Annotated in this window: 24 protein-coding genes; 5 read left to right on the forward strand and 19 right to left on the reverse strand. The window is 67.7% G+C overall.

The window, feature by feature from the left end:
* Positions 1–466 precede the first annotated feature (466 nt).
* The 4 genes from LV75_RS02085 (at position 467) to LV75_RS02100 (ending at position 5,055) form a co-directional block, all read left to right on the forward strand.
* Positions 467–2,194, forward strand: a complete 1,728-nt coding sequence (locus LV75_RS02085) for a KAP family P-loop NTPase fold protein (RefSeq protein ID WP_253884849.1) — start codon at positions 467–469, stop codon at positions 2,192–2,194.
* A 338-nt stretch (positions 2,195–2,532) separates the two neighbouring features.
* Positions 2,533–3,042 carry a Qat anti-phage system associated protein QatB gene (locus LV75_RS02090; protein ID WP_253885014.1) on the forward strand — a complete coding sequence of 170 codons (510 nt, stop codon included), beginning with the start codon at positions 2,533–2,535 and terminating at the stop codon, positions 3,040–3,042.
* Positions 3,039–4,307, forward strand: a complete 1,269-nt coding sequence (locus LV75_RS02095) for a hypothetical protein (protein ID WP_253884850.1) — start codon at positions 3,039–3,041, stop codon at positions 4,305–4,307. The genes LV75_RS02090 and LV75_RS02095 overlap by 4 nt, the downstream gene beginning before the upstream one ends.
* The gene (locus LV75_RS02100) at positions 4,291–5,055 is read left to right on the forward strand and encodes a TatD family hydrolase (protein ID WP_253884852.1); all 765 of its coding nucleotides are present in this window, start codon (positions 4,291–4,293) and stop codon (positions 5,053–5,055) included. Before LV75_RS02095 ends, LV75_RS02100 begins: the two co-directional genes overlap by 17 nt.
* A gap of 222 nt (positions 5,056–5,277) precedes the next feature.
* On the opposite strand, the gene LV75_RS02105 is transcribed toward LV75_RS02100, so the two are convergent.
* The 9 genes from LV75_RS02105 to LV75_RS02145 form a co-directional block, all read right to left on the reverse strand.
* The gene (locus LV75_RS02105; protein WP_253884855.1) at positions 5,278–5,583 is read right to left on the reverse strand and encodes a hypothetical protein; all 306 of its coding nucleotides are present in this window, start codon (positions 5,581–5,583) and stop codon (positions 5,278–5,280) included.
* 156 nt (positions 5,584–5,739) lie between these two features.
* Positions 5,740–6,519, reverse strand: a complete 780-nt coding sequence (locus LV75_RS02110; RefSeq protein ID WP_253884856.1) for a M48 family metallopeptidase — start codon at positions 6,517–6,519, stop codon at positions 5,740–5,742.
* Positions 6,516–7,394: a DNA-processing protein DprA gene (locus tag LV75_RS02115; RefSeq protein WP_253884857.1), complete on the reverse strand. Its 879-nt coding sequence runs from the start codon at positions 7,392–7,394 to the stop codon at positions 6,516–6,518. The genes LV75_RS02110 and LV75_RS02115 overlap by 4 nt, the downstream gene beginning before the upstream one ends.
* Before the next feature lie 22 nt (positions 7,395–7,416).
* Complete coding sequence (locus LV75_RS02120) at positions 7,417–8,703, reverse strand: hypothetical protein (protein ID WP_253884858.1); 1,287 nt, start codon at positions 8,701–8,703, stop codon at positions 7,417–7,419.
* Positions 8,704–8,740: 37 nt separating this feature from the next.
* Positions 8,741–9,133: a hypothetical protein gene (locus LV75_RS02125; RefSeq protein ID WP_253884859.1), complete on the reverse strand. Its 393-nt coding sequence runs from the start codon at positions 9,131–9,133 to the stop codon at positions 8,741–8,743.
* A gap of 269 nt (positions 9,134–9,402) precedes the next feature.
* Complete coding sequence (locus tag LV75_RS02130; RefSeq protein WP_253884861.1) at positions 9,403–9,714, reverse strand: hypothetical protein; 312 nt, start codon at positions 9,712–9,714, stop codon at positions 9,403–9,405.
* Positions 9,711–10,292, reverse strand: coding sequence for a hypothetical protein (locus tag LV75_RS02135; RefSeq protein WP_253884862.1), 582 nt, complete (start codon positions 10,290–10,292; stop codon positions 9,711–9,713). Before LV75_RS02135 ends, LV75_RS02130 begins: the two co-directional genes overlap by 4 nt.
* Positions 10,293–10,399: 107 nt before the next feature.
* On the reverse strand, positions 10,400–11,212 hold the full coding sequence (locus LV75_RS02140) for a class II glutamine amidotransferase domain-containing protein (RefSeq protein ID WP_253884863.1): 813 nt from the start codon (positions 11,210–11,212) through the stop codon (positions 10,400–10,402).
* A complete protein-coding gene (locus tag LV75_RS02145) occupies positions 11,200–12,234 on the reverse strand; it encodes an amidoligase family protein (protein ID WP_253884864.1) in 1,035 nt (344 codons plus the stop codon). The genes LV75_RS02140 and LV75_RS02145 overlap by 13 nt, the downstream gene beginning before the upstream one ends.
* A 1,702-nt stretch (positions 12,235–13,936) precedes the next feature.
* Between LV75_RS02145 and LV75_RS02150 the strand changes: the two genes are divergently transcribed.
* On the forward strand, positions 13,937–14,365 hold the full coding sequence (locus tag LV75_RS02150) for a winged helix-turn-helix transcriptional regulator (RefSeq protein ID WP_253884865.1): 429 nt from the start codon (positions 13,937–13,939) through the stop codon (positions 14,363–14,365).
* Positions 14,366–14,382: 17 nt separating this feature from the next.
* Here the strand turns inward: LV75_RS02150 and LV75_RS02155 are convergent, their stop codons facing one another.
* From LV75_RS02155 to LV75_RS02200, 10 genes are read right to left on the reverse strand one after another with little or no spacing between them, the layout of a single operon-like run.
* The gene (locus LV75_RS02155; protein WP_253884867.1) at positions 14,383–17,028 is read right to left on the reverse strand and encodes a BTAD domain-containing putative transcriptional regulator; all 2,646 of its coding nucleotides are present in this window, start codon (positions 17,026–17,028) and stop codon (positions 14,383–14,385) included.
* A 15-nt stretch (positions 17,029–17,043) separates the two neighbouring features.
* Complete coding sequence (locus tag LV75_RS02160; protein WP_253884869.1) at positions 17,044–17,499, reverse strand: TadG family pilus assembly protein; 456 nt, start codon at positions 17,497–17,499, stop codon at positions 17,044–17,046.
* Between the two features lie 2 nt (positions 17,500–17,501).
* A complete protein-coding gene (locus LV75_RS02165; protein ID WP_253884870.1) occupies positions 17,502–17,942 on the reverse strand; it encodes a TadE/TadG family type IV pilus assembly protein in 441 nt (146 codons plus the stop codon).
* Complete coding sequence (locus LV75_RS02170; RefSeq protein ID WP_301318452.1) at positions 17,942–18,364, reverse strand: TadE/TadG family type IV pilus assembly protein; 423 nt, start codon at positions 18,362–18,364, stop codon at positions 17,942–17,944. The genes LV75_RS02165 and LV75_RS02170 overlap by 1 nt, the downstream gene beginning before the upstream one ends.
* Before the next feature lie 8 nt (positions 18,365–18,372).
* Positions 18,373–18,558, reverse strand: a complete 186-nt coding sequence (locus LV75_RS02175; protein ID WP_253884872.1) for a hypothetical protein — start codon at positions 18,556–18,558, stop codon at positions 18,373–18,375.
* 18 nt (positions 18,559–18,576) lie between these two features.
* A complete protein-coding gene (locus LV75_RS02180) occupies positions 18,577–19,470 on the reverse strand; it encodes a type II secretion system F family protein (RefSeq protein WP_253884874.1) in 894 nt (297 codons plus the stop codon).
* Positions 19,467–20,354, reverse strand: coding sequence for a type II secretion system F family protein (locus LV75_RS02185; RefSeq protein ID WP_253884875.1), 888 nt, complete (start codon positions 20,352–20,354; stop codon positions 19,467–19,469). Before LV75_RS02185 ends, LV75_RS02180 begins: the two co-directional genes overlap by 4 nt.
* Positions 20,351–21,718 (reverse strand): TadA family conjugal transfer-associated ATPase, encoded by a 1,368-nt coding sequence (locus LV75_RS02190; RefSeq protein WP_253884877.1) that lies wholly within the window; start codon positions 21,716–21,718, stop codon positions 20,351–20,353. The genes LV75_RS02185 and LV75_RS02190 overlap by 4 nt, the downstream gene beginning before the upstream one ends.
* On the reverse strand, positions 21,715–22,494 hold the full coding sequence (locus LV75_RS02195; protein ID WP_253884879.1) for a chromosome partitioning protein: 780 nt from the start codon (positions 22,492–22,494) through the stop codon (positions 21,715–21,717). The genes LV75_RS02190 and LV75_RS02195 overlap by 4 nt, the downstream gene beginning before the upstream one ends.
* Entirely contained in the window at positions 22,494–23,201 is a 708-nt protein-coding gene (locus LV75_RS02200; protein ID WP_253884880.1) for a hypothetical protein, read from the reverse strand. Before LV75_RS02200 ends, LV75_RS02195 begins: the two co-directional genes overlap by 1 nt.
* Positions 23,202–23,238: the final 37 nt, after the last annotated feature.

A 23,238-nucleotide genomic window follows, 5' to 3' on the forward strand; every position in this document is an offset into this window, starting at 1 on the left:
CACACGCCTATGGTTTAATCGCGCCACTCCATCACTTACTTGACAGCTAGCGCAGCAGAATAGACACGCGAACGCTGCGGCTCGCGACTGGCAAGCGCAAAGAAACAGCACGCCAATCGCCGTCATCGAGATCGAAATCCACCGCCCCTCGAAGGTCGCCGGACTTGAGAAACAAGGACGCCATCGCTAGCTTGACAGCTGTGTCACCCGCTGACCGTCGCTCGTAAGAGCCGGACAATGCCAAACAGCTGGGGTTTTGTAGATTTTGTCAGCTTGCGGTGTTTGACGCGATGGTGCTGGTCCGGGGCCGCCAATATTTGTCGCCAACTTCTTCCGGCAGAGACCATCGGGCTCCCGCGCCGTCATGTGGGCGTGTCGCTCCGACTCCGAGCCGCGCCTGACTGCCATGCTCAGAAGATGAGGGGTGACCGAGTCTATGTCGGTCGCCGAGGATCATGGAGGTGCCGTGACGACCAGCCTTAACCCGGCCCGGATGGCCCTGTGGGATGACAACCCGTCGGCCGTTGACCTGCTGGGCTTCGACACGGTGGTCGCAGCTGTTGAAGGCGCCTTGGCGGTCGAGGGCCTAGACCCACTCACCATTGGTATCCATGCGCCGTGGGGCGGCGGGAAAACATCGGTACTCGGAATGGTTGAAGAACGCCTCAAAGGCCATTCGGGCTACGTAGTCGTCCGTACCGACCCATGGGAATATGACGACCACGACGATGTACGCGGCACTCTTATCGCAGAAGTCCTGCATGAGCTTGAGAAGAAATTCAAGGGCGATGGTGAGGTTGGCGCAAAAGTAAAGGACCTTGTGAAGCGGGTCAGTTGGTCCCGCGTCACCAAGGCCGTCGCCAAGGGTGCCATCACAATGCAATGGGATCCCGTAGAAGTAATCGAAGCTTTCAAGCCCAAAGCTCGTGAAACACCTGAATCAATGTCCGGCTTTCGGCCAGCGTTTGCGAACTTCTTGAAAGACAACCTGCCGCAGGTTAAGCGCGTGATTGTCCTCGTCGATGATCTTGATCGTTGTCTGCCGGATGCTGCGATGGCGACGCTGGAAGCTATCAAGCTGTTCCTGTCGGTGCCCAAGATGACCTTTGTCTTGGCGGCCGACCAGGAGATGGTCCGAGACGCCATCGCTGCGAGCCTCGATGCCAGCGGTCGGAGCGAGATCTTCGCGAATCGATACCTCGAAAAGATCGTCCAGCTGCCGATCTCCCTAGCGCGGCTGACAGCGGACGAAACCTCCAACTACGTCGCCTTGCTCCTGGCAGCAGGTTCCAGCCCCAACAATGAGACCTATACCAGCTTGGTTGAGCACTGCCGCGCACGCAGGCAGGCCGGTCAGACACCGCTCCTGGCAGACCTTGACCGGCTGGCTTGGCGACCGGATGAGTCCCTGCTCAAGCTGGCCGATCAGATCGCCACCGGACTGGCGTCCGACAAGGCCAGTAACCCGCGTCACGTGAAGCGCTTCCTCAACGCATTCGGTGTCCGAAACCAGATCGCCATGACGCAAGGGCTGACGATCGCGCCAGCCGTGCTGGCCAAGCTCTACCTTCTTGAAGATCGGTTCCTCAACGAGTTTGAGCACCTAGTGAGCCTGTCTGAGGCGGAACGCCAGGAGCTGATCGCGGAGTGGGAGGAGTGGGGCCGCAGGGAAACCGAAGACCGGCCAGGCAAGGTCAGTGAAGAGACACGAGACTGGGCTGCGGCCGAGCCGTGGTTGGCCGCGGAGCCGCTCGCGCCGTACCTCACGCTTGCCGCATCGCTCACCAGTCTGGTCGCTGGCGCTAACCTGACTGACGAGCAGGCGCAGCTGGTGGCCGACCTGTCCTCGCCGACGGAGACCATCCGGACCGACGCATTGGGCCGCATCGAGGGCAAGGCGCTCCCTGAGCAGCGAGCCGTCGTCGCCGGGCTATTCGGCCGCGTACGCAAGCTCGAAACCATCGTGGATCTTGTCAGCTCGCTGGTGGAGATGGCCAAGGCCCGGCCAGAGCTGGCGGACGAGATCGCCGATGGTATCCGGCAGAGCTGCTGGCATAGGCTCGAACTGCGCAATGCCCTCGAATTGGCCGAGAGCACCGTACCCGTCCTGAGCGGTCTCGCCGACCAGCTCGAAACCGACGAAAGCGTCGATCCTGCCGTTCGTGAGGCCGTCCGAATAGCGCGGGGACAGTAGTGGGTACCTCTGGATCGTACGGCGGCAGTGGCTCCACGAACTGGCAGAACGCCCGCCAGGCATTTGATGGTCTGGGCGGCGGAGGGGCCGGTACGGGATCCGATGCGCCACCACCGCCTCCCGACAACCCACAGCCTGCCCCAGATGCCGCAGCGGCAGCGGTCGCAGCCGCGATTGCCGCGGCACTGCTCGCCGATGACTCACAATCGCGACGACCCGCCAGTTCGGTTCCACTATCGACGCTATTGCCACGTGGTCGCGGGGGTGGCGGGAGCGGAGGAGGTACAACCGGCCGGAGCGGCACGTCTGGCCGAGCGGGAGGCGGATCGCGCCGGCAGGTGACGTCCGGCGCTCGTCGCGGGGGTGCCGCACTGGGTGGTGCGTACGCGCTTCGCCTTGGTGATGCCGCCGGCCTCCGCGAGCTGGGGCTCGATCTGGGCGAACTATCGCAGCTGTCGCCTCGTGTTCAGCTGGCCAAGATCATCGATGCGACAATCGGAGAGGCCGGTCACCCCGACGACTATGCCCTCAAGCGGGCTACCATCGAGCATCTCAAGTCGGTGCTACTGGCCGACACACCCCCACCGCCCGAGGTCAGCATCCGCAACTTCGTCGCGGAATGGATCTTTCAGCAGAGCCTGGTTGAACTCCAGGCTGCCCGAGCCACCCGTGGCCGCAACCAACAGCAGGTCGACAGGGCCGAACGCCAGCTGCGCGATTGGCTGAAGCGGCGCGTGCAGCGCATCGAGGTGTCGACGCAGGACCGACCGTCAGTGCAGAACCTGGCCGACATCACAGCCAAGATCACCGGTGAAGCGTTGCGACTGATCAAAGCGGGTACGCCATGAGCCAGTTTGAACTCCTGCCCACCGACGCCAGCCAATTCGATCCGGGCGCACGGCCCCTGTACTGGAGCCGTACGAGCGGAATGACGGGACCAATCAGCGGCAACCTCGACTGGAGCCTCACTCGGCTGGCAACGCCGCATCCCGTCGCAGCCGACCTGCTACGCATATGCGCTGGCGCCTACCTCGCGGACCGGCTGACCAGCCGAGGCCAGGCGTTCACCCGCACGATCGAGCTGACCGTGCATGTGACCGAGACGGCAGCCTGGACCGCGGACGCCGTCGAGCAGGTCGCGGACCTCCTGTGGTGGCTGACGGCCGACGACTGGACCATCCGAGTCGTACCCGCCGGGCCAAGCGAAGCTTCCGAGCTTCCTATCCAGCCGCCTGTCCGTGAGGTGGCTCTGCTCAGCGGCGGTCTCGATTCCCTGTGTGGCGCCGTGGATCAGCTCAACGACGGGACCAGCCGCCTCTTTCTGAGCCACGCGGACGGCACAACGGCCGTTAAGCACGCTCAGCGCCAGATCCGCGAGTGGCTTACCGAGCGCGCGACCAACCCGCCAGAGTTCCTGACCGTCACATTCACGCAGAACGGCGCGAAGGCGGAATCGTCAAGTCGGAGCCGGAGTCTGCTGTTCGCTGCCCTGGCAGCCGCCGCTGCGACCGCCCGTGGAGCGAGCCGTGTGGTGGTGCCAGAGAATGGCTACACCAGCATCAACATTCCACTCACGACAGCCCGTGGCGGTGCATTGTCAACGCGCTCAACGCATCCGACCACGTTCGCTCGCATCAACCGCCTTCTAGCCACGCTCGGCATCGGCGTCGCCATCGACGACCCCTACCTTGGGCTCACCAAAGGTGAACTCGTAGCGCAAGCAGTGGCCCATGTAGACCCGGCGGCGTTTGCCTCAGTCGTCGCCACCTCGCTGTCCTGCGGCAAGCTGGACGGGACGTACTACAAGGGCGGCGACCCCAACTACGGCTGCGGTCTGTGCGTACCGTGCATTGTCCGAAGGAGTGCAATATCCGCGGCTGGCCTCGACGATCGGACACCCTACTTGACTGACACTCTGCCAGCAGCTTCCCGTCCAAGGCTAATCAACAATCGCTCCGACGACGTCCAGGCGATCCAGGAGGCACTCCGCCGAGGCATCTCCGAAGATGAACTGCTGGCTTGCGGCCCCTGGCCGGACGACTTCGACCTCGACGCCGCCGTAGCCCTATGTGCACGCGGTCTGCAGGAGATTGCCCGTGTCCCTCTACCCTGACCTGCCCCGCCTCGACTGCCACGCCCACATCGCTCCCGACGTCACTACCGAGCAGATCCGACGACTCGGCGACTGCGTGGTTTACGCCGTCTCCCGCACCCTGGATGAGGGCTACGCCGCGCTGCGGCGACGCAACGACGATCGCCTGATCTGGGGTTGGGGTGCCCACCCAGCGGTGCCCGAGGCGCTCGACACCTTCACTCCGGAACGAGCAGCCACATTGACAAGCCGGCTGCCGCTCGTCGGTGAGATCGGCCTTGATCGCCGCGGTTCGAAGGAAAGACAGACCGCGGTATTCGCCGCTGCCCTACAGGCCGCGCAGGGGCAGCCGGTTCTGATCTCGGTACATAGCACCGGTCGCACGGCCGCCGTGATCGACACGGTTCGCACCCACACTCATCCCGGTCTCGTCCTGCACTGGTTCCTTGGCACCCCCACGGAAGTGGCCGCAGCCGTCGCCGCTGGTTGCTATTTCTCGGTCAACGCGGCGATGCCTATGGATGTTCTGCACCACATCCCTCAAGACCGGATGCTGCCAGAGACAGACTTCCCGGCCGGCCGCCGCACCGGTGGTGGTCGGATGCCAGGCGACACTGAGCCAGTCGAGGTCAAGGTCGCTGGACTACTCGGCGTGACGCCCTCGCACGTACGTCGGATGTTCTGGAAGAACCTGCGCGACATCTCAGTCGCGAGCGGAGCGTTGGAGCGCTATCCCGAGTTTGTGGCCGACATACTCCTAACACTCTAAGGCTGGCACTGCGAGCCCATACGTCAGCTTTTCGGGGATGCGAGTGAGGTTGAATACTGCTGCTCCGCCAGCGTATCGAAGCTACTTGTGGGCCGCGATTGGCCAATCGTAGCAGCGCGTTGATGAACTGTGTCTAGCGAAATCAGTTCGCCAAAACAGGTCCGCTTGCGTTAGATCAATCTTCAATCATAGAACATGGCTGCACAGCCTACTGGATCGGCGTCATTCGGAAGTCGTCGAGGCTTCATCATCGTCGTCCGACAGCTTGTAGTCACTTAGTAGTTTGTACAAGTTGGTGCGGTCCATATCCGAGGCGCGTGCGACTTGAGCTTTGGGCACGCTGTCGTCGATGGCGGCTGTCATCCGCCTATGCCGCGTGTCGCGGGCCTTCTTGAGCTTGCCTAGCTTCGCGACCCGCTGCTCTTGAAGCTCCGCTTCTTGATCACGAATCTGCTGGAGTTCGTCCTGGAGCCTTTGAATCTCGGCGGCGCTTTCCTGGAGCAGCTTGAGGTGTTCTGCCCTGTCCACGTCGTGCCTCCGAGTCTGCTGTGGGGTGAGTCGCACCGCTGTTCGACCACGTTGTACCACGGCGAAGACGACAACACCTCGACTCCACACCGGGTGGTGTCGTGCCAGGCTCACGTTCCTGGCACGACACCACCCGGACAAACCCACCGGCACCTTCTATGACCTGCCGCTCCAGTCGCCGAGCCACGCGTGACGGCCCACCTCTTCCAGCTCAGACTGGCGCAGTCGCCAGTCGGGCATCCACAGGCTCATCCGTCGTTGCCACGCGCGTCCGTGGGCCGTGCCTCCGGGCTGGGTGGCGTGGGCTTGTTCGTGGACCAGCACGTACTCGATCAGCCTGGTCGGCAGGCCGAACGCTGCCCAGTGCAGCGTGGTGGTGTGGACGGAGGGCGAGGTGTAGATGCCCCAGCGGCGGCGTCCGAGGTCGCGGACGGCGTAGCTGAGGCCGATGATCCGGCCGTCGACCTCGTAGCGACGACCCTCGCGACGCAGCCACGCGAGTCCGACCTGCCGGTACAGGCCGATGACCGCGCGACGCACCAGCTCCGGGCGCTGGTTCCGCGCGTACAGGACACCGTCCGCGGTGATCGCAGGGAGCTGGTCGACGCCCGGCGGTGGCGTTGTGACGAGACGGAGTCGGTAGCTGCGCCCGAGTAGGGCGAACTCCTCGCCGTCGACGAAGTCCTTCACCGCGTGGTTGGGAGCGAGACGCGTGGCCGTGTCGACATGCTCGGCGATCCGGTGGCGGTGCCGGTCGACGAACCGGGCGATGTCGTCCGGTTCGGCCGTCGGTGGGACCAGGATGACGACGGTGCCCCCGGGGTGGATTTGGATTGCCGCGGTGCGGCGTCGTGGGCGGATCGTCACGTCCATCCGCCATGCGGCGGGCAGGTCGAGCGCTGCTAGCGCGGTGTGGACGTGGTGGGGGTCTGTCATCGCAGGCCGTCCTGGTAGTTGATGTGTTCGACGGAGCTGGCCAGGGTCGCGGCGCCGGTGCGCAGCAGCTCGTGGACACCCACCGACGTGGCCGAGTTGATGGGGCCGGGTACGCCGTAGGTCCGGCGGCCGAACTCGTTGGCGGCTCGGACGACGGCGAAGGCACCGCTGCGCTGGCCCGCTTCGACGATCACGGTCGCCGCGGTGAGGGCGGCCAGCAGTCGGCACCGGGTGTGGAGTCGGACGCGAGATGGTCGCGCACCGATCGGGTACTCGCTGACCAGTAGCCCGCCGTTGTCGATCACGGACTGGAACAACCGGGCGTGTGCGGAGGGGTAGGTCTGGTCGACCCCGTGCGCCAGGACGACGATGGTCGGCCCGTTGGCTGCGAGCGCGCCGCGGTGGGCGGCGGCGTCCACACCGAACCCGCCGCCGCTGACGACGGTCACCCCTGCTTCGGCGAGGTCGTAGCTCATCTCCGCCGCGATCGTCTCCCCGTAGGGGGAGGCGGCGCGGGCGCCGGTGATGGTGACGGCCTGGTGGGTGAGTTCGGCAAGGGATGCGTCGCCGCGCGTCCAGAGGGCCAGCGGGGCGCCGCCACCTGGCAAGGCGGTGAGGCGGCCGGTGGGCCAGTCGTTGTCCTCGGGTGTGATGACGCGTGCCGTGCCCGCGTCGAGTGCGCGTAGGTCGTCGCCTATCTGCGCTCCCGGGCGGGTGATCTCGTTGAGGACCGCGGCGGGCGCGCTGCGATCCCAGATGTGTTCGACCGTTTCGACCACTCCGTGAACGGCGACGTACTGGTGAAGGGCAGGCGCCGGTGGTTCGGCGGCGCGGAGAAGAAACAGGCGGGCGCGTAGGTCGTCGAGGACGGTCATGATCGGTTCCTTGCTGGGTCTTTCAGGCCGCGACATGGCGGGCTCGATGTACGGCGGTGATGGCCGCCTCCGCGCGGTGTTCCAGCCGCGCGAGGACGGGGTCGGTGTGGGTGGCCCACGTGGCGGCGAAGGTGGACAGCTCCTTGTCCTGCGCGAGGGCGGGAGCGACGGTGTAGAACTCCTCCAAGGTGGGGTAGGTGCTCTCGCTGCGTCTGCGGAGCCAGAGGCGGGGGTGGATGTCGCGGTCGCCGTCGCGGACGGGTGCTCCGGCGATCTGTTCGTTCCTGGTCAACGCGATGCCGGAGAGTCGGCCGATCTCGGCCAGTTCGGTGTGGATGGTGCGGTGTCCCGCGAACAGGACCCGGTCGACGGATCGGATCGCGTTCGCGGGAGCGTGGTAGAGGCGGCGCACGCGGTAGATCGCCCACGGCATCGTCTTCATTCGCGCGACGGCTAGCGTGACGGGTTCGGTCACCTGGTCGCGGCGGAGCCGCGTGATGAGTGACCTACCGGGGCCGAACAGGCCCGAGCGCGGATTGAGGGCCAGGCACACGTACTCGTCGATGACGTGCTGCGCCGCTTCCTCGGGCAGGGCGGCGAACCGGGCGCGTTGTTCGGGCCAGCCGAGTCGGTTGCCTGCGTACGGGCAGTGGCGGCAGCAACTCTTCGGCCACACCACCCCCAGCTCTCGCAGGAGGTAGTCGACACAGTCCTGTCGGGTCCATCCCCACTCGTGAATCGGGTAGGTCGGGATGCGCCGTCCGCCCATGGAGTACGCGGCATCGCGTGTGATCCTGGCGCCTTCATCGGCGTTGAACCCGATGGCGTGGAGGTAGGGCTGGTCGCCGAACTCGCGGGCGCGCCAAGCGTCCAGCGGAGCGCCCTTGGCCTTCTGGCTACATTTCCGGACCCCTCCGAGCTGAGGCATGGTGCCGGTGACGCGGTTCTCGCGCGAGAGCTTGTAGACCCCATCAAGGTGCAGCCGGTAGGGCTGGCGGGTGTCCTGGAGAACTGCGACACCGTCCGCCCTCCTGGGGCCGCTGCGAGCAACCTCGACCAGACGGACGTGGTGCCGGCGCAGCAACGGCAGGATGTAGTGCTGCACGAGCCTGCCCGTGGTGCTCCACTCGTCGCCGGTTTGGGCGATGACGATGATCAGGTTCGAGAAGTCCGGAGCGATCGTGTCGGGCCGCGCAGCGGGGTCGGTGAGCATCCGCAGGAGGCCCGCTGTCGATTCAGCGCCCATCCCGTAGGACCAGACGTAGAACATCGGGTAGCGGCGGCTGACAGGGGTTCGTGTCTTGGTCATGCCGCTCTCCGCGGTGATGTTCGGTGTGGTGCAGCGGCTAGAGACTCGGCGGGAACCGCCAGGTGATGGGCCGGAGCCGCAGGGGTGTGGTGCCCGCGTAGGAGGCGGCGAGGTTCCCGTGGTCGGTGATCACGCGGTATCCGGCGATCCACACCGCGAACCACGGTTCCGCGGCGGCGCCGTGGCGAGCCGCCGCGTCGGGTGCGGACACCATGTTGGGGTCCAGCCGGGGCGCGGTGGAGCGGTAGTGGTTCAGGCGGCCGTTGATCATGGGGCAGGCTTGGATGGTGTAGGCCGCGCACCAGCGATGTAGGGCGGGTTCGCTGGAGCACTGGCGGGCCACGTCGGACATGCGCATCATCAGCACCGCGCGGTGTTCCAGCGGCAGGCCGCAGACCCCGCACAGCCGTCCGTGTAGGGCTTGGTCCACGCGGTCGCGATCGACCGATCCGAACAGGAATCGCCCGTCGGCTGTGCGGGGCGTGACCCAGGGAACAACCAGTCCGCCCACGGTGGGGAGCTGTCGCAGGGGCTCAGGGATGGGCGGTACGGCAGAGGCAGTCATGATCTTCTTCTTGCTGTGGTGTCGGGCGATCATGTGCGCTGACGCGGACGGGACCGGAGCGTGTCGGCTCAGGTCTGCGACCTGACCCCGGTGTTCGACACACCTGGGGCCAGACCGCAGAACGCGGACCTGTGTCAGTCGGGCCAGGAGGGTTGGAACTCGCGCGGTAGTCCCTCGAATCGCCACCGGCCGGAGATCTCGTGCCGACCGTCGTGCCATCGGACATGTGCGCGTGGCACGCAGTAGTTCGGCCCTGAGGTCGTTTCGTCGCCGCGCTGGTGGCCGCGTCGGGTGGCGGTGATCGTGATCTCGATGTTGCCGTGAGCCGTGTAGCCGGTCACCTTGGCGGGCACGAGACCGACCAGGTACGCGTCAAGGAACACCAGGTCCCCGACCCGCACCACGGTGGGCTCGACCGGCCCCTCGCCGCGATCGGGCGCGCTCACGGAGTTTCCTCCGCTCGCTGGTGGGCGAGCATGAGGTACACGACGGGGGACTCCCCTACGTGGTGCCGCTCTCCGGTGTCATCTGTCCAGACAGGACCATCGAACAGCGGGGCCGCGCCGTGCCTGGTGATGTGCGAGGCGAGCGCGGATAGCGTCGCCTCGAACCGCTCCCACGGCGGCAGGTAGCCCTGCGCTCTGCGCAGCAGCAGGTCATACCGCGCCCGCGTGCCCTCATCGAGTTGGTCGTACAAGCCCATGAGCCGGAACCGGGCGTCAGCGACCGGCGTGATGTGCTCGGACACGTGGAACGACCGGACGTGTTCCTCGGAGTTCAGGAACATGACCACCAGGTCGGTGTAGGTGCTGGCTTTCGGGTTGTTCCAATACAGGTAGTCCCGTCGGGGGTCGGTGGTCTGCGACATGAAGCGTTGCAGCCCCCGATGCTTGCCTCTCTTCCCGTTCTCGACCCAGTAACGGATCTGGCACCGCAACGTGCGTCCGTAGGGGTAGTCGTCGACCAGGTATGCGGTGTCCGGGCTGGTGTGGCCACGGAGAATGGTGACGCGCTGGATATCCATACTTGCGACTTTCTTTCTAGCGGCGTGTGCCGGACGCCCCACGCACGCGGCGTCCGGCACACGATTGCAACACTATGGGAGGAGCAGGGAGGTCCTATGAGGACTGGCTAGTGGGCGGCCCAATCGAAGAGGGACGGCGGCTGGTCGAAGGTCTCCCACACCTGGCCGCCCACATCGTCGGATCTGGTCGCCCAGCCGACGGGGAGGTAGCACACGCAGTGGCCGTCCAACTCTTCGCAGTCCATACAGGTTCCGCAGACCCGGCAGAAGCCGGTAACGAAGTCCACGGAGTCAAGTTCAAGGCATCCTGTGCACTGGCCATCCAACAGGAACGGGTGGTCCGAGACCGGTTCCGCCTGATAGCTGCCGTTCGAGTACCAAATGCCGCCATCCCACATCCCGCTGTCCTCACCGAGGATGTAGGCGGACCGGCGGTACCGTGGGTTCACGGTCAAGATCACGACCTTGTTGGACGCGCCTAGCCACCGTTGGAACGCCGTTCGCCCCTGCCGGGTGGTCAACGATCCGAACGGTTGGCGGGGTAGGAAGTCCTCCGCCGCGATCCGGGTATCGCACCGCCGGTCCCGGCCCCGCGGCCATAGCTCCGACGGAAGAACCCCGTTGTGGGCCAAGACCGTGCGGGAGTCGTCTCCCAGGGTGAAGGGGTGACAGTTCCGGGTGCTGGTCGTCCCGCCGGTCGACAGGCGCGAGTGGAACAGCGCCGGCCCGTCGGGGTGCTGCTCCCGGTCGCTCTGGAACTGTCGGATGAGGGCATCGGGTTTCATCCCGTGGCGCACGATCAGGTGCCGATCGGCGGTCACGATCGCGTAGCCGTGTCCGTCCTCGTTGGCCAACGCCCCCCGCTCCAGCGCGGCGACGTTGGGTTGGACACCCTCCGGGAAGAACGTCAGCAAGCACACGGCAGGGCCTCCATCTGGTCGGCCAGGTCGGGGTAGATGCCCTGTGCCGCAACCCAGCGAGCGAAGGACTCCCAGCCCCACCCGCCCCCGGTCGCGATGTCCCGAACGGTCAGGGCGCGGGTGTACTCCACCGACGCGGCTGCCAGTGCCAGCGCGGCTTTCACCTCGGTTTCGTTGACCGTGCCGGCGAAGATGCGCAGCTCGAAGGTGTGTTCGTTCTGCACGTTGATCGCCTGGTACCGGTTGGTGCACTTGCCGCCCTTGGCTGCGTGCTTGGCGTACCGGCGCCCTTCAGGAGAGAACGGCGCCCACTGGTTCGACTCTCGGCGCGCGATCTCGATGACCTCGGTTTGGTTGCGGTAGAAGAGTTTCAGCCACCGGAACACGTGAGCCGGTCCGTCGAACGCGGCGCGGCTGACGTGGACGTGCAGCCCGTTCCCGTCACCGCTCGCACCCAATGCGGCCAGTTCGTCCAACATGCCCCACGGAAAGTGGCCAATGGCCCAGTCGTAGGACATCGGGTGAGTCACGATCTCAAAGCCGCGACCGATCGAGCAGTCTTCCTTGAGGTAGCCCACCGACCCGAGATGATCAGTCGCGGTCTCGGCACAGTAGCCAAGATCCGGAGTGTTGATCTCCAGCTCGACCCCGAGGTACAGCGGTCCGGTGCCGTGAAACTCCGGCGCCGGACGGTAGTCGTAGCAATGGATGTAGTCGGACGCGTCGTCTGCCTGCTCCGGCTCGCACGACTCGCAGTAGTCGCCATTCCGGGTGAGGATGTAGCAGTTCTCGCACGACCAGTACGCGTCACTGCACGAGTCGCAAACCTCGCCACCATTGTCGGTCGAGCGCGAGTCCTCGGAGAGCGTGTCACATTCGACGCATGTCGACATGCCCCACGCGCACTCATCGCAGACCGAACGGTCAAAGTCCGTCTCAGTCAGCGACGATGCGTATTCATCGCATCGGCCGCACTTTTCATAGCCGGTGAGGCAATCGGCACAGACTTCGCTGCCGTCCATCGTGACGGTGGTGCAACCGGTCTCAACACCGCACCCGTCGCACTGGACTACGGGCACGGGCGGGGCGAAGGGTAGAGTTAACGTAGGCATAGCGGGCTTACTCCCGTGGTGCCAAGAGGCCGGTAGTGGGCGGCAACCCGCTACCGGCCTCGCCAACGCAAGCAAGGGGCCGAAACGCGCCCCCGACGACGGCGGGCAGCCAAGACACGGCGTGCCTGCCGGTCTGGCATCAGGCCAGACCCGTATATGCATGTGTTCGCCTAAGCAGGCGTGGCCACGCACGGTCACCTGCAAGGGAAGACCGTGCATGACCACGCGCACTCAGAAGTGCGTGAATCAAGAGATAGAGAAGTGACGTTGTGTCTAGCGCGCAATGCAGGGAACCATGCCCGTAAGGGTGTGGCGTGCTATGGGCACGTGAGAGCGAAGCCCTCAGCATCGAATGCCCAATGTCGGCAACCGCCTGAGACAACCCCGAACGCCCACGCATCGCGACGTCTGTCGGTGCTAGACCACCATGGAGTTATCTTGGGACACACCTGTAGTAGGTATGCGTTTATGCGCGCTACTCCGCTCTATAGCAAGAGCTTTACGTAGTGAAGCTGCAAGCGCAGTTACTACACACCCCAGACTAGGGATGCGCGTTTGGCTACGCGTCGTTCTTCACGCTGCTCTGCACGGTTTCGCTGCTGTCCGCACGGCCCAAGCCGTTGCCCGCGCTTTGCGGGACTTTCGTCGTCCGAACGTCAGAGGAAAGAGGATCAACCGGTTCGCAAGAGCTAGGGGGCAACGCCCCCGCCCTGTCGACTGGCCTTCCCGTTGACTCCGACTGTTGGGGTGACATGTAGAAGTCAACAGCAAGGGTCAACACTTTTCAACCCCACTCCTCCTCTCGTTACCTTTCCGTGACCAAGCGGCGGGGGGCCGCATATCGCGGACAGGGACGTCGTCGAAAGAGTCCGGCCGCCTAGCTGGGCGATCGAGCGACGCTGAGATGCCGGCCGTCGGCCGCAATGGTGTGAACGAAGGGCGGCAGACACAGAGGAACGGGCTTCTACGCCCGACAACAGTGCGCGTCGACGAAATCATCGAGCGGCAGCGAATCCTACGGGGCATTCCACGGGCCGCAAGTGCGCCATTCGGGGCCGAAACGCGGAGGTGCGCACGGGGTGGCGTTGCTGTTTCTTCCGGTGCTTTTTGCCGGAAGAAACAGCAACGCTGAAACCTGTAGACCCGCCAGGCGGCAAGCCGGAGCCGCGGACCGCGGACCGGCACATGCACAGCCAGGCCGACTTGCACCTACCCGGCTTGCTGCCGAGTTGGCCAACACGCGGGAGGATCTAGGACCCCCTCCCATCAGCGGCGACCCGACTTGCACCCTCCTCCCGCCTAGCGGGAGGAGGGACGGGCGCAGGCGTGGGAGGAGGAGGTGCGTGGACAACTGCCCGGATTCATACGGTTACGTTCCGTCGAGATTCCCCTGCGCCAGCCACTCTGGGAGAGCGAGCGTCTACACAGGTAGAGATTGTCCTCGGAAAGGATCATTATTCATAGTATGTTGGCGGCCACGCCCGGTGAGGATGCATCTCGCAACCTTGTTGAACCGGCGCCAGGGAGGAGATGTCGATATTGAGACTGTCACACTCGTCAGCGGTCGACCGATCGTTGAGGTTGAGCGTTTACTGATCACGGAGTGAGAGAGATGACGATGGGGGATGTGGATATTCTGCGTAGGTCGAGAGACCTCAAGCATATCCTGGAATACGATTGGCTGAGTGATGTTCTTGTCGCGCTCAAGCCTGGCCAGCTCAACTATTCGGTGTTGTTGAAGCGTATTCAGGCGGATGCGCCGTTCGATCCGTGGTCGGGGCGGAAGGCGGTCATCCAGCCGCGGAGCTTGGCGCGGACGCTGCAGCGAATGGTGGATAACGGGTTGATCGTCCGCCACGAGGTGGAGCGGACGTTCCCGCGGTCGGTGTCCTACGAGCTGACGCGGGCCGGGGACGACCTGCTGGCCGAGTTGAGCGCGCTGGCCGGATGGGCGGTCAGGCATGACGAGGTGATCGCCGAGGCGCGGACGCGGTACCGGCAGCGTCGAGGACTCGTCGACGACGGCAGCGAAGCCTGCTGACGCAACCGGGTACTCGGTCAGCTTGCCGCTGTGTCCGGTTGGGCGCGGCGTTGCTGGAGGAACCGCATCAGGTTGAGCGTGTCGGGGCTGGGGCGTTGGTCGATGTCGGCGAGCGTGGTGCGTAGCAGGGCGAAGGTGCGGGCGACGGCGTCGTGTTGGCCGAGGGTGGCCTGGAGGCGTGCGATCTGGCAGTACAGGGCTTCGTTGACCGGGTCGAGCGTGCGGGCTTGTTCGAGGGTGGCCAGTGCGGTGTGGGGCTGGTCCGCGTGGTGGAGTGCGCGCCTGCTGAGGGCGTCGAGGACGTCGCGGCGGAGGCGTTCGCGGACGGGCTCGATCCAGTCGGTGCCGATGTCGTGGGCGAGGTCGCCGCGGTAGAGGGCGGCGAGGTCGGTGTCGGGCTCGGGGTGGGCCAGCGCGTGCTGGAGCTGGTGGTAGTCGACGTGGACGAGGGCAGGGTCGAGTCGGTAGCGGCCGTCGTCGGTGAGCACGAGCTGGCCGAGCTGGTCGTCGCTGGCCTCGACCAGGCGTTTACGCAGGGTGGACACGGCGTTGTGCAGGGCGTTGAACGGGCGGGCGCGGGGAGCGTCGGGCCATAGGGCGTCGTTGAGGATGTCGCGGCGCACGCCGTCGGGGTGGATGGCGAGGTAGGCGAGGATTTCGCGGTGTTTGGGGCTGATGGCCGGGACGATTGCGTTGCTGGCGGTGTGCAGGCGTAGGTCGGTGTTGCCCAGCACGGTGAGCTGCCACCCGGCCGTGAAAGCGTCGAGTCGTTGGTGCGCGGGGAGAGCTGCCAGTGGTGGCGGGGTCGCGTGGGTGAGTGGTTCGGATGGTGGCCTTGTTTCGGTGGCGGGCTCCTCGGTGAGCTGGTCGGGCTCCTCGTCGTCGAGTTCGTCGGCTGCTTCGGTGAGGAGCTGGAGGAGGTCGGCGGTGTCGGTGGGGTCGAGGTGGTAGAGCCGGGTGCCGGTGAGCGTGGTGGCGGGGCCTGTGCTGGTGGCGCCTACGGTGCCGTCGGCGTGGACGCGCAGGGTGATGCCGGGTCGCCAGTGGCCGATGAGGATGGCCGCGATCCCCACGGTGGCGCCGAGGTCGATGATGTTCTGCGCGCGCCGATTGTTGTGCGGTGCGGGGGTGGCTAGCAGAACCAGGGGCGGTATGTCGGCCCGGTCGTCGGGGTGTCGGTGGGTGCGGCTCAGCAGTTCGGTCTCGGCTTCGTCGAGGACGTCGTCCAGGGTCGGCAGCATGCACAGCGAGGCAGGTGCCGCGGCAGGCGGGAGGCCGAGCAGGGCCAGGTCGGGCTCGGGGATCAGGACCCTCGTGGCGCGCCCGCGGTGCTGGGCGAGCAAGTGCAGCAGCATCGCCCGTGCGGTCGCCGCCGCGCCCGGCCCGGTCAGGCCGATTCCGCGGGTTCGCGCGAGGTCGATGGTGAGGTCCAGGCCGCGGCCTGGCGGTGCCGTCCGGGCTGTCGGCACGAGCACCGCCGTTGACGGTGCGGACTCGTCGGGAACCGCGGGCAGCAGGCCGACCTGGGCCTCGGCGGCGTCCGGCCCTGGAGACAAGTCGTCGTGGTGGGCGCGCATCGCGCGGACGACCGGGGCGATGGGGCGGGCGAGGTCCGAGCGGTCCCCGCTGCCGGGCCGGTACCGGCGTCGACGAGCCATCCGGAGCGCCACCACCAGTGTGCTGATCGCGGCGATCAACCCCAGGCTGACGTAGGCGCCGGTGGTCAGGGTGCCGACAGGTTCAGTCGACTCCGAGGATTCGAGGTCCGCAGGCGGGCGTTCAGGCGCGCGCGGAGTTGTTGCCGTCGTGTTGGGGGTGGAGGTGGGCCGAGTCTGGGTGGACGCTGTGGTCGTCGGCGTCGGAGGCGTGGTCGGCGTGTTAGGTGTCGTCGGCGCGGGCACCGGTTGCTCGGGGACAAGGGGCGGCGGGTCCACTGGCGTTGTCTGGGGCTGGATATCCAGCTCTTGGGCGGGGATGAAGGCGGTGATGATCCAGCCGGGTCGGATCACGCCGGGGTTGGTGAGGGCGCGGCCGTCGGCTTGGCGGACGCCGCGGTTGGTGGTGAGCAGTTCGGGCCAGCGGTTGCCGTCGCCCAGGAGGCGGTCGGCGACGCGCCAGAGGCTGTCGTGCACACCGTGTTGCGGGAGGCGCACGGTGTCGGCGATGGCCACCATGCCCGGCGGCGGCGCGACCAGCGGGACCGGCGTGGCAGGCGCCGGTTGGGTGGGGGTGGCCGCGGCGCTGATCGAGGTAGCGGGGGTCGCCAGGGCGGCGAGGGCGACGTGGGTGGGTGCCGCGGGCGTGCGGGTGACGAGCAGGGGCACCAAGAGGCTGCCGACCAGCACGACCGCGGCGGCGCGCATCGGGCCCGCGGTTGGGAGGTCGGGCAACGGCAGTCCGCGGAGCACGTCCCGGGCGGCGCGCAGGACGTCGAGGGTGAACAGGGCCCAGATCCACCAGGCGAGGCAGGTGAGGACGTCCAGGACGAGGCTGGTGCTCATCGGGGCCAGCAGGGTCCCGGTGATGTCGTTCCAGTTCGGGACCCGGGTGGGCAGGGGCCAGCCGATGTAGTGGGCCAGTGCCCAGGGCAGGCCACCGAGCACAAGCACCAGCACCGCGGCGGCGGCGACGCTGCGGGCGAGAGCGGACATCCGGTTGGTCATGGGTGGCCTCTTGAGTTACGCGTCGGCGCGGGTGACGCCGCGTTCGGCCTCGGCGGTGCCGGTCGCGGTCGCGGTGACTGTCCCGACGCCGAGGAGACCGAGCAGTTGGGTGGGGCGGGTGATCGTGACGGTCACGGTGACCCGGTTCCCGGCGACGGTCACCGTGCCGGAATGCCCTGTCGCGGCGAGGAAGTCCCGCGCGGCCTGGTTCGCGCGCGGGACGTCCAGGCGGAGCACGCCGCCGCGGTAGGCACCGAGGTCGACTTGTTGGGCTCCGGCGCGGGCGGCTTCCTGGGCTTGGCCGAGGGCGTCGACCTTGGCGGTGAGGGCGATGCCGCCGTCGAGGACGAGTCCGGCGACGAACAGGCAGGCGTTGACCATGACCACGGCGAACGCGGTGACGCGCCCGCGGTCGTCGCGGCGCAACCGGCGGGCGTTGGCGGCCAGCCTGCGGAGGGTGGGTGGGGGCATGGTCAGGTTCCGCGGTAGGTGTCGATGTTGGAGGTGTAGGTGGCGCTGACCGTGCGGTTGCCAGGAACGCCGAGCAAGCCGAGGTCGGACAGGCCGACCGTGCACGACACGGTGACGGTGACCGCCGCGCCGGGGCGCAGGCCCTGGGTGTCGGTGGCGACCGTGAGGTTCTGGCAGGTCACCCCGGCTTGGGCGAGCGCGGTCGCGGCGGTGGTGCGGGCGTTCTGGTCGGCTTGACCAGGAGTTCGGGAGATCGACGCTGAGCGCGCGGCCTGGTGCGCGGCGTCGGTCACCCTCATCTCGGAAGCGGCCAGCCTCCCGCAGAACACGACGAACAACAGCAGCGCCACGGCTACCGGCGTGAACACCGTCAGCTCTGCCGCTGCCGACCCGCGCTCATCGACGCGTAGCCGTTGCCACCGCGATCTCAGTCGTACGCGCATCAGCCCGCTCCTCGGAAGACCTCGACCGGACCGTGGGCCTCGGCGTGCACGGTCAGGGTCAGGAAGGGCACCACCTGCACGGCTGTACCGGTGACCGCGACCGACACGTCCGCGGCGGTCCGCGTGGACGTGACCGTGGTTCCGCCGAGGACGCCGCTGCCCAGCAGATCCAGCGCGCGCCGGGTCTCGGTGGAACCGGACTCGGCCGTGCCACCCGCCACGCGTGCGGCAGAGAGTCCTTGCGCCGCAGCACTTTGCGCGACATGACAGGCGTGCAAGTAGAGCCCGAACTGGATCACCGTGAGCAGCAACAGGATCAGCACTGGTGTGGCCATCACGAGTTCGACCGAGACCGCGCCGCGGTCATCCCGAGCGAGTCGCCGCAGGCGTGCCCGCAGAGTGTGGGGTGGGGTTGTGGTCATGGGCGGGGTCACATCGTGATGCCGTTCGCCTTCTCGGTCACTTTCGCGGCGAGGATGGCGAGCGCGGCGAGGGCCAGTACCACGAGCAGCGCGGTGACGAGGACGGTTTCGGTGCTGTATCCGTTCTCGTCTTCACGCAGGCGCTGCCAGTTGGCGCGGATGCGGGCGACAAGGACTGCCAGGTGGACGTTCATGGTTCTCCTAGTGGGTGATCAGAGTCCGATGAGGACGCGGGACATGGCGGGGAATCCGAGGAAGATCAGGAAGCCGAGGAACAGGATCAGGACGGGCAGGCTCATGCGTTCGGTCGCTGACTGGGCCTCCCCTTCGGCGTGGGTGAGTTCCCGAGTACGCATCCCGCTGGCCTTGGCAGCCAGGGACGCGCGGACCCGAGCGCCTTCGGTACCGGCCAGCGACAGCGACGCGGCCAGTTCGGACAGCTCGGAGACGTCGAGTTCCGTGCCGAGCTGCCCGAGACGGGCCCACGGTGTGGTGCGGGTCGCGGCGGCGGTGGTCAACGCGCGCCGGATCTGCGCGAACGCCCACCCGTTGCCCACCTTGACAGCGTCGGTGAGCGCGCCGTCGACACCTGCACCACCGGCGAGCAGGACGCGCAGCAGGTTGAGGTAGGCCCCCAGGGAGTGCCGGAACGCGTCTCGGCGACGGGCTGCCTCCTGCCGGACGGTGAGGTCGGGGACAAGGAGTCCGACGATGCCGAGGATGAGTCCGGTCAGGGCGGGCATCTGCCACGGCATCTGCATGTCGGCTACGAGCAGTAGCGCTTGGGCGAGGGTGGGCAGGATCAGGCCGGTGACGCCGTAGACGGCCATCTCGGCGAGGTGGTGCTGTGGGGACTTGCCGATCACCGCGAGATCCCGCCGCGCCCGCGGCGTCGGTAGGCCGAGCGAGGCCAAGGGCCGGACGAACGGTTTGCCGACTCGCAACCCCCACCCTGCGGAGTCCGCGGTAAGCAGCGGTGCTGGAGCGGGGGCCGCGGTGATCGCGGCCAGCGTCGCGTGCAGACCCTGCCGCGGCGGCGCGATCCAGACGACGAGGGACCACAGCCCGATGCCGAGCCCAACGCCGAGGAGCAGGCCGGTGATCATGGCTGGACCTCCGTCGCGCCAGTGGGGAGGTGGGTGAGACCGGCGAGGACCCGCGCGGCGGGCCGCAGTCGAGCGATGCGCCCGAGCCAGACGAACGACACGGCGAACAGGGCGCCGACGAGCAGCAGCATGAGCTGGCCGAACGCGGTGTCGTAGGGCTCCAGGTAAGAACGGTTGAACACCACCAGGCCGCCCGCGAAGGCGAGTGTGGTGATCAGGATGACCCGCACGCTGGTCCTGGTCCGCGCCCGCCCGGCTTCCACGCGCATCCGCATCGCGGCCTGCTCCCGCGCCTCGGCGGCGAGTTCGCCGAGCAGTTCGGCGAGCTGGCGGGCCTGGCGGTCGGCGGCGAGCACCAGTGCGGCGAGTACTAGGTCCGCGGTCGGGTCGGCCAGGTCATCGGCCAGCAGCCGCAGGGACGGGCCGAGCCGGTCACCGCGGTCCAGCCGCGTCGCCAGGTCCTCGATCTCGCCGCGGATCGCCTCGGGGGCGGTGGCGGCGGTGGCGAGGATGGCCTGCTCCAGCCCGGCCGCGGCGGCGATGACATCGCGCAGCATCTCCGTCCACGACGCGATCCCCTCGATCCGCGCTAGCGCCCGGTCGTGTCCGCGGGTGCCGCCGAGCACCTGCGGCAACCCGGCCACGGCCAGCGCGGTCAACGCCCCGCCGACCAGCCACCCGGTGACCATCCCCGCGACCAACCCTGCCAGCACCGCGGCGGCGAGCAGGCGAGCGTGGGCGTGCCGACGCAGTCCGGCGATCCAGAGCTGTGCCTTGGACGGGACGTCCGTGGCCTCAACCCCGCGGGCACCGGCAACGATCAACAACAGGCCGGCGGCGACACCGACGCCGAGGAGCGCGAGTAGTGCGGTGGTGGCGGTCATGGCTGCCACCACCCGTCCGGGTTGTCGAGCAGATCCGGCTCGAAACCGGCGTCCACCAACAGCTCCATGGTCTCGGTGCGGATCGGGGCACCGGGGACCGCGCGGCGGTCGCTGCCGGGCCGCCAAATCTCGTTCGACACGACTTGGGAGCCCTCGGCGTCGACGACTTCGCGGATGGAGGACACGACCCGGCGGTGGGGTTCGCCGCGGGGCTTGTCCAGGAACACCACCAGGTGCAGGGCGGAGGCGATGAGGATGTTGGTCTGGTGGATGTCCAGCCGCTCCGGGGACTGCACGGCGTAGGCGGCGAGCTTGGTGAACACGCCCTTGCTACTACTGGCGTGGATGGTGCCCATCGAGCCGTCGTTGCCCTGGCTCATGGCGTTGGTCAGCGGGATGACCTCGCGTCCGCGGACCTCGCCGACGATCACCCGGTCCGGCGACATCCGCAGCGCCTGCCACACCAAGTCGGCCAGGCTCACCGCGCCCTGGCCCTCGATGTTCGCCTCCCGCGCCTGCAACGCGACCACGTCGGGGTGAGCGTCTTCGTCGTCGCCGAACCCGAGTTCGGCCACGTCCTCGATCGTGATCAACCGCTCCTCGGGCGGGATCGCCGACGCCAGCCCGCGCAGCATCGTCGTCTTCCCGATCGCGGTACCTCCGGCGACCAGGATGTTGCGCCGCGCCCGGACCGCCGCGGCGAAGAACGACTCCAGCGCCACGTCCAGGGTGCCCATCTCCCGCAGCTCGGCCAGAGTGACCGTGCTGTAGCGGTGCCGCCGAATCGACACCGACGGCCGCTCGGTCACCGACATCACCGCGGAGACACGGGCACCGTCCGGGAGCCGGAAGTTCACGATCGGCGAGCCACGGTCGAACCGGCGCTCCTCCATCCCCGAGCGGGCGGCGAGATCCCGGATCAGGTCGATCAGATCGCTGTCGGTCGGCACGACCGGTGCCAGGCGGGCGCGGCGGCCGTCGGCGTAGCGGACGAACACCCGGTCCCCGTTGACGTTGATGTTCTCGATCGCCTCGTCATCCAGCAGCGGCTGAAGACCACCCATCCCCACCAGGTCGTCCACCACCGCGGCCGTGACCCGGGCCTCGACCTCGGGGGACAGCAGGGTGCCGCCGCGCTCCAGCTCGCCGTTGGCATAGGCGTCCGCGGCCTCCTGCACCAACGCCGCGGCCAAGATGCGGCGCTCAGGCGGGGTCATGGGCGTTCGACCGGCTGCGTCGTCCGCGCTGACCCGGTCACCGAGCTGCGCCGCCACGGCCAGGCGCAGCGACTCCCGCATCCGGCCGATGGCCTCGACCTCGCTACTCGGCTCGACATTCGTTCGCGCGAAGGTGGTCTCGGTCATGGGCGGGTTCCGTTCAGGTGGACATCGGGAGCGGGGAGATCGGCGGGCAGGTCGTCCTGCGGGGCGGGGGCTTGGGCGCGCAGGAGTCCTGCCAGGGACGCGGCGGCCTTGCCTAGAGCGGACCGCGACGGGGAGCGGCGCCCCGGCTGCCCGCCCAGCACCGCGGCACCACGAGGGTCATGAGGCAGCCGGGCGAGCACGGCGACCCCCAGCTCGCGCTCCACCTCGCGGGTTGGGTAGCCCTCGCCGACCAGCACCAGAGCGGGGTGCGGTGTCCACTTCGCCACGGTGTCGAGCTTCTGCGCGACGTGCGCCAGCTCGTCATCTTTGGACCGCGCCAGCAGCACGGTCACCTCGGCGGCGCGCAGCAGCGGCAGCGCCGGGGACTGGGCGTCGATCCGCCCGACATCGCAGATCACCACCTGCCCCGCCACCTCCGCCGCGGCACGCACCACCGACGACGACCCACCCGCCAACACCGCCAGCGCCGACCGGGCCTGCTCCGCGCCGACCGGCCCCGCCACCACCCGCAGCCCACCGGGCAACACCTGGGCGTGCTGGGCCAGCAGACCGGGGTCGCTGTCGCGCCGCGCCGCCGCGGCCAACGACTTGAGCCCCGGGTTCTCCTCCAGCCGCCACCGCGCCAACAGATCCCCGCCACCCGGATCGGCCTCGACCACGACCGGCTCCTCCGGGCCGGTCCACCGCGCGCCCAACGCCACCGACAGGGTCGTCGCCCCCGGAGAACCCTTGACCGAGCAGACCACGACCAACATCACCGACCACCCCCGACCGCGACCACCGACACCTGCGCCGCGGACGCGCCCGCCAACTCACGGGCACCGGCTTCCGGCAGCTCCAGCGACACCACCGTGGTCTGCTCGCTCTGCCGCGCCTGGACATCGGTCACCACCGCACGAACCGTGCGCGGCGCCGCTACCGACGCCGTCGAAGTCCCGGTGGAGGCTGGTGGGCTGATGAGCACCAGGACGTGCGTGCCGGGGGTCAGCGACGGCGGGAACTGCCCGTCCTTCAACCCCACCGCGGTGATCGCCGACCCCGCGGCAGGAACCTCTGCGGCGCCGAGAAGCCCTCTGCTGAGCAGCGTCCCCGCAGGCGCCGGGTAGGCCATCGTCGTCCCCACCACCGTGGCCGACTCCGACGCCGTCACCACGTCCAGTCCACTGTCGACGGACATGCTGACCTGCCGCAGATCCTGCCCCACAAGCACCTGACCGACCGTCACCGCCCGCGCCAACGCCAACACCGTGACCCGATTGCCCGCCTGCGTTGCCACGTACACCCCCGCACCCGCGCACACCACCACCAGCAGAACCCCGAGCAACAGATACGGCGCACGCCGCCGCCGCACGACCCCATTGACCCGCGAACCCGGCGCGGCACGTCCCGCCCGCCCGGTGCTCGACCAGCCACGCGGACCGGATCTCTCGTCCGCGGCCGACCGCGATGTCACAGTTGCCACCCGATGCCCTCCTTCAGGCACAGCTCCGCCCCGGCAC

The organism is Actinokineospora diospyrosa, from assembly GCF_024171925.1.
Classification (GTDB): domain Bacteria; phylum Actinomycetota; class Actinomycetes; order Mycobacteriales; family Pseudonocardiaceae; genus Actinokineospora; species Actinokineospora diospyrosa.

Coding starts and splice junctions, on each gene's coding strand:
- LV75_RS02095 (WP_253884850.1), top strand. CDS start 3,039: ATGAGCCAGTTTGAACTCCTGCCCACCGACGCCAGCCAATTCGATCCG.
- LV75_RS02110 (WP_253884856.1), bottom strand. CDS start 6,519: ATGACAGACCCCCACCACGTCCACACCGCGCTAGCAGCGCTCGACCTG.
- LV75_RS02115 (WP_253884857.1), bottom strand. CDS start 7,394: ATGACCGTCCTCGACGACCTACGCGCCCGCCTGTTTCTTCTCCGCGCC.
- LV75_RS02120 (WP_253884858.1), bottom strand. CDS start 8,703: ATGACCAAGACACGAACCCCTGTCAGCCGCCGCTACCCGATGTTCTAC.
- LV75_RS02135 (WP_253884862.1), bottom strand. CDS start 10,292: ATGGATATCCAGCGCGTCACCATTCTCCGTGGCCACACCAGCCCGGAC.
- LV75_RS02145 (WP_253884864.1), bottom strand. CDS start 12,234: ATGGACGGCAGCGAAGTCTGTGCCGATTGCCTCACCGGCTATGAAAAG.
- LV75_RS02150 (WP_253884865.1), top strand. CDS start 13,937: ATGACGATGGGGGATGTGGATATTCTGCGTAGGTCGAGAGACCTCAAG.
- LV75_RS02155 (WP_253884867.1), bottom strand. CDS start 17,028: ATGACCAACCGGATGTCCGCTCTCGCCCGCAGCGTCGCCGCCGCCGCG.
- LV75_RS02160 (WP_253884869.1), bottom strand. CDS start 17,499: ATGCCCCCACCCACCCTCCGCAGGCTGGCCGCCAACGCCCGCCGGTTG.
- LV75_RS02165 (WP_253884870.1), bottom strand. CDS start 17,942: ATGCGCGTACGACTGAGATCGCGGTGGCAACGGCTACGCGTCGATGAG.
- LV75_RS02170 (WP_301318452.1), bottom strand. CDS start 18,364: ATGACCACAACCCCACCCCACACTCTGCGGGCACGCCTGCGGCGACTC.
- LV75_RS02175 (WP_253884872.1), bottom strand. CDS start 18,558: ATGAACGTCCACCTGGCAGTCCTTGTCGCCCGCATCCGCGCCAACTGG.
- LV75_RS02180 (WP_253884874.1), bottom strand. CDS start 19,470: ATGATCACCGGCCTGCTCCTCGGCGTTGGGCTCGGCATCGGGCTGTGG.
- LV75_RS02185 (WP_253884875.1), bottom strand. CDS start 20,354: ATGACCGCCACCACCGCACTACTCGCGCTCCTCGGCGTCGGTGTCGCC.
- LV75_RS02190 (WP_253884877.1), bottom strand. CDS start 21,718: ATGACCGAGACCACCTTCGCGCGAACGAATGTCGAGCCGAGTAGCGAG.
- LV75_RS02195 (WP_253884879.1), bottom strand. CDS start 22,494: ATGTTGGTCGTGGTCTGCTCGGTCAAGGGTTCTCCGGGGGCGACGACC.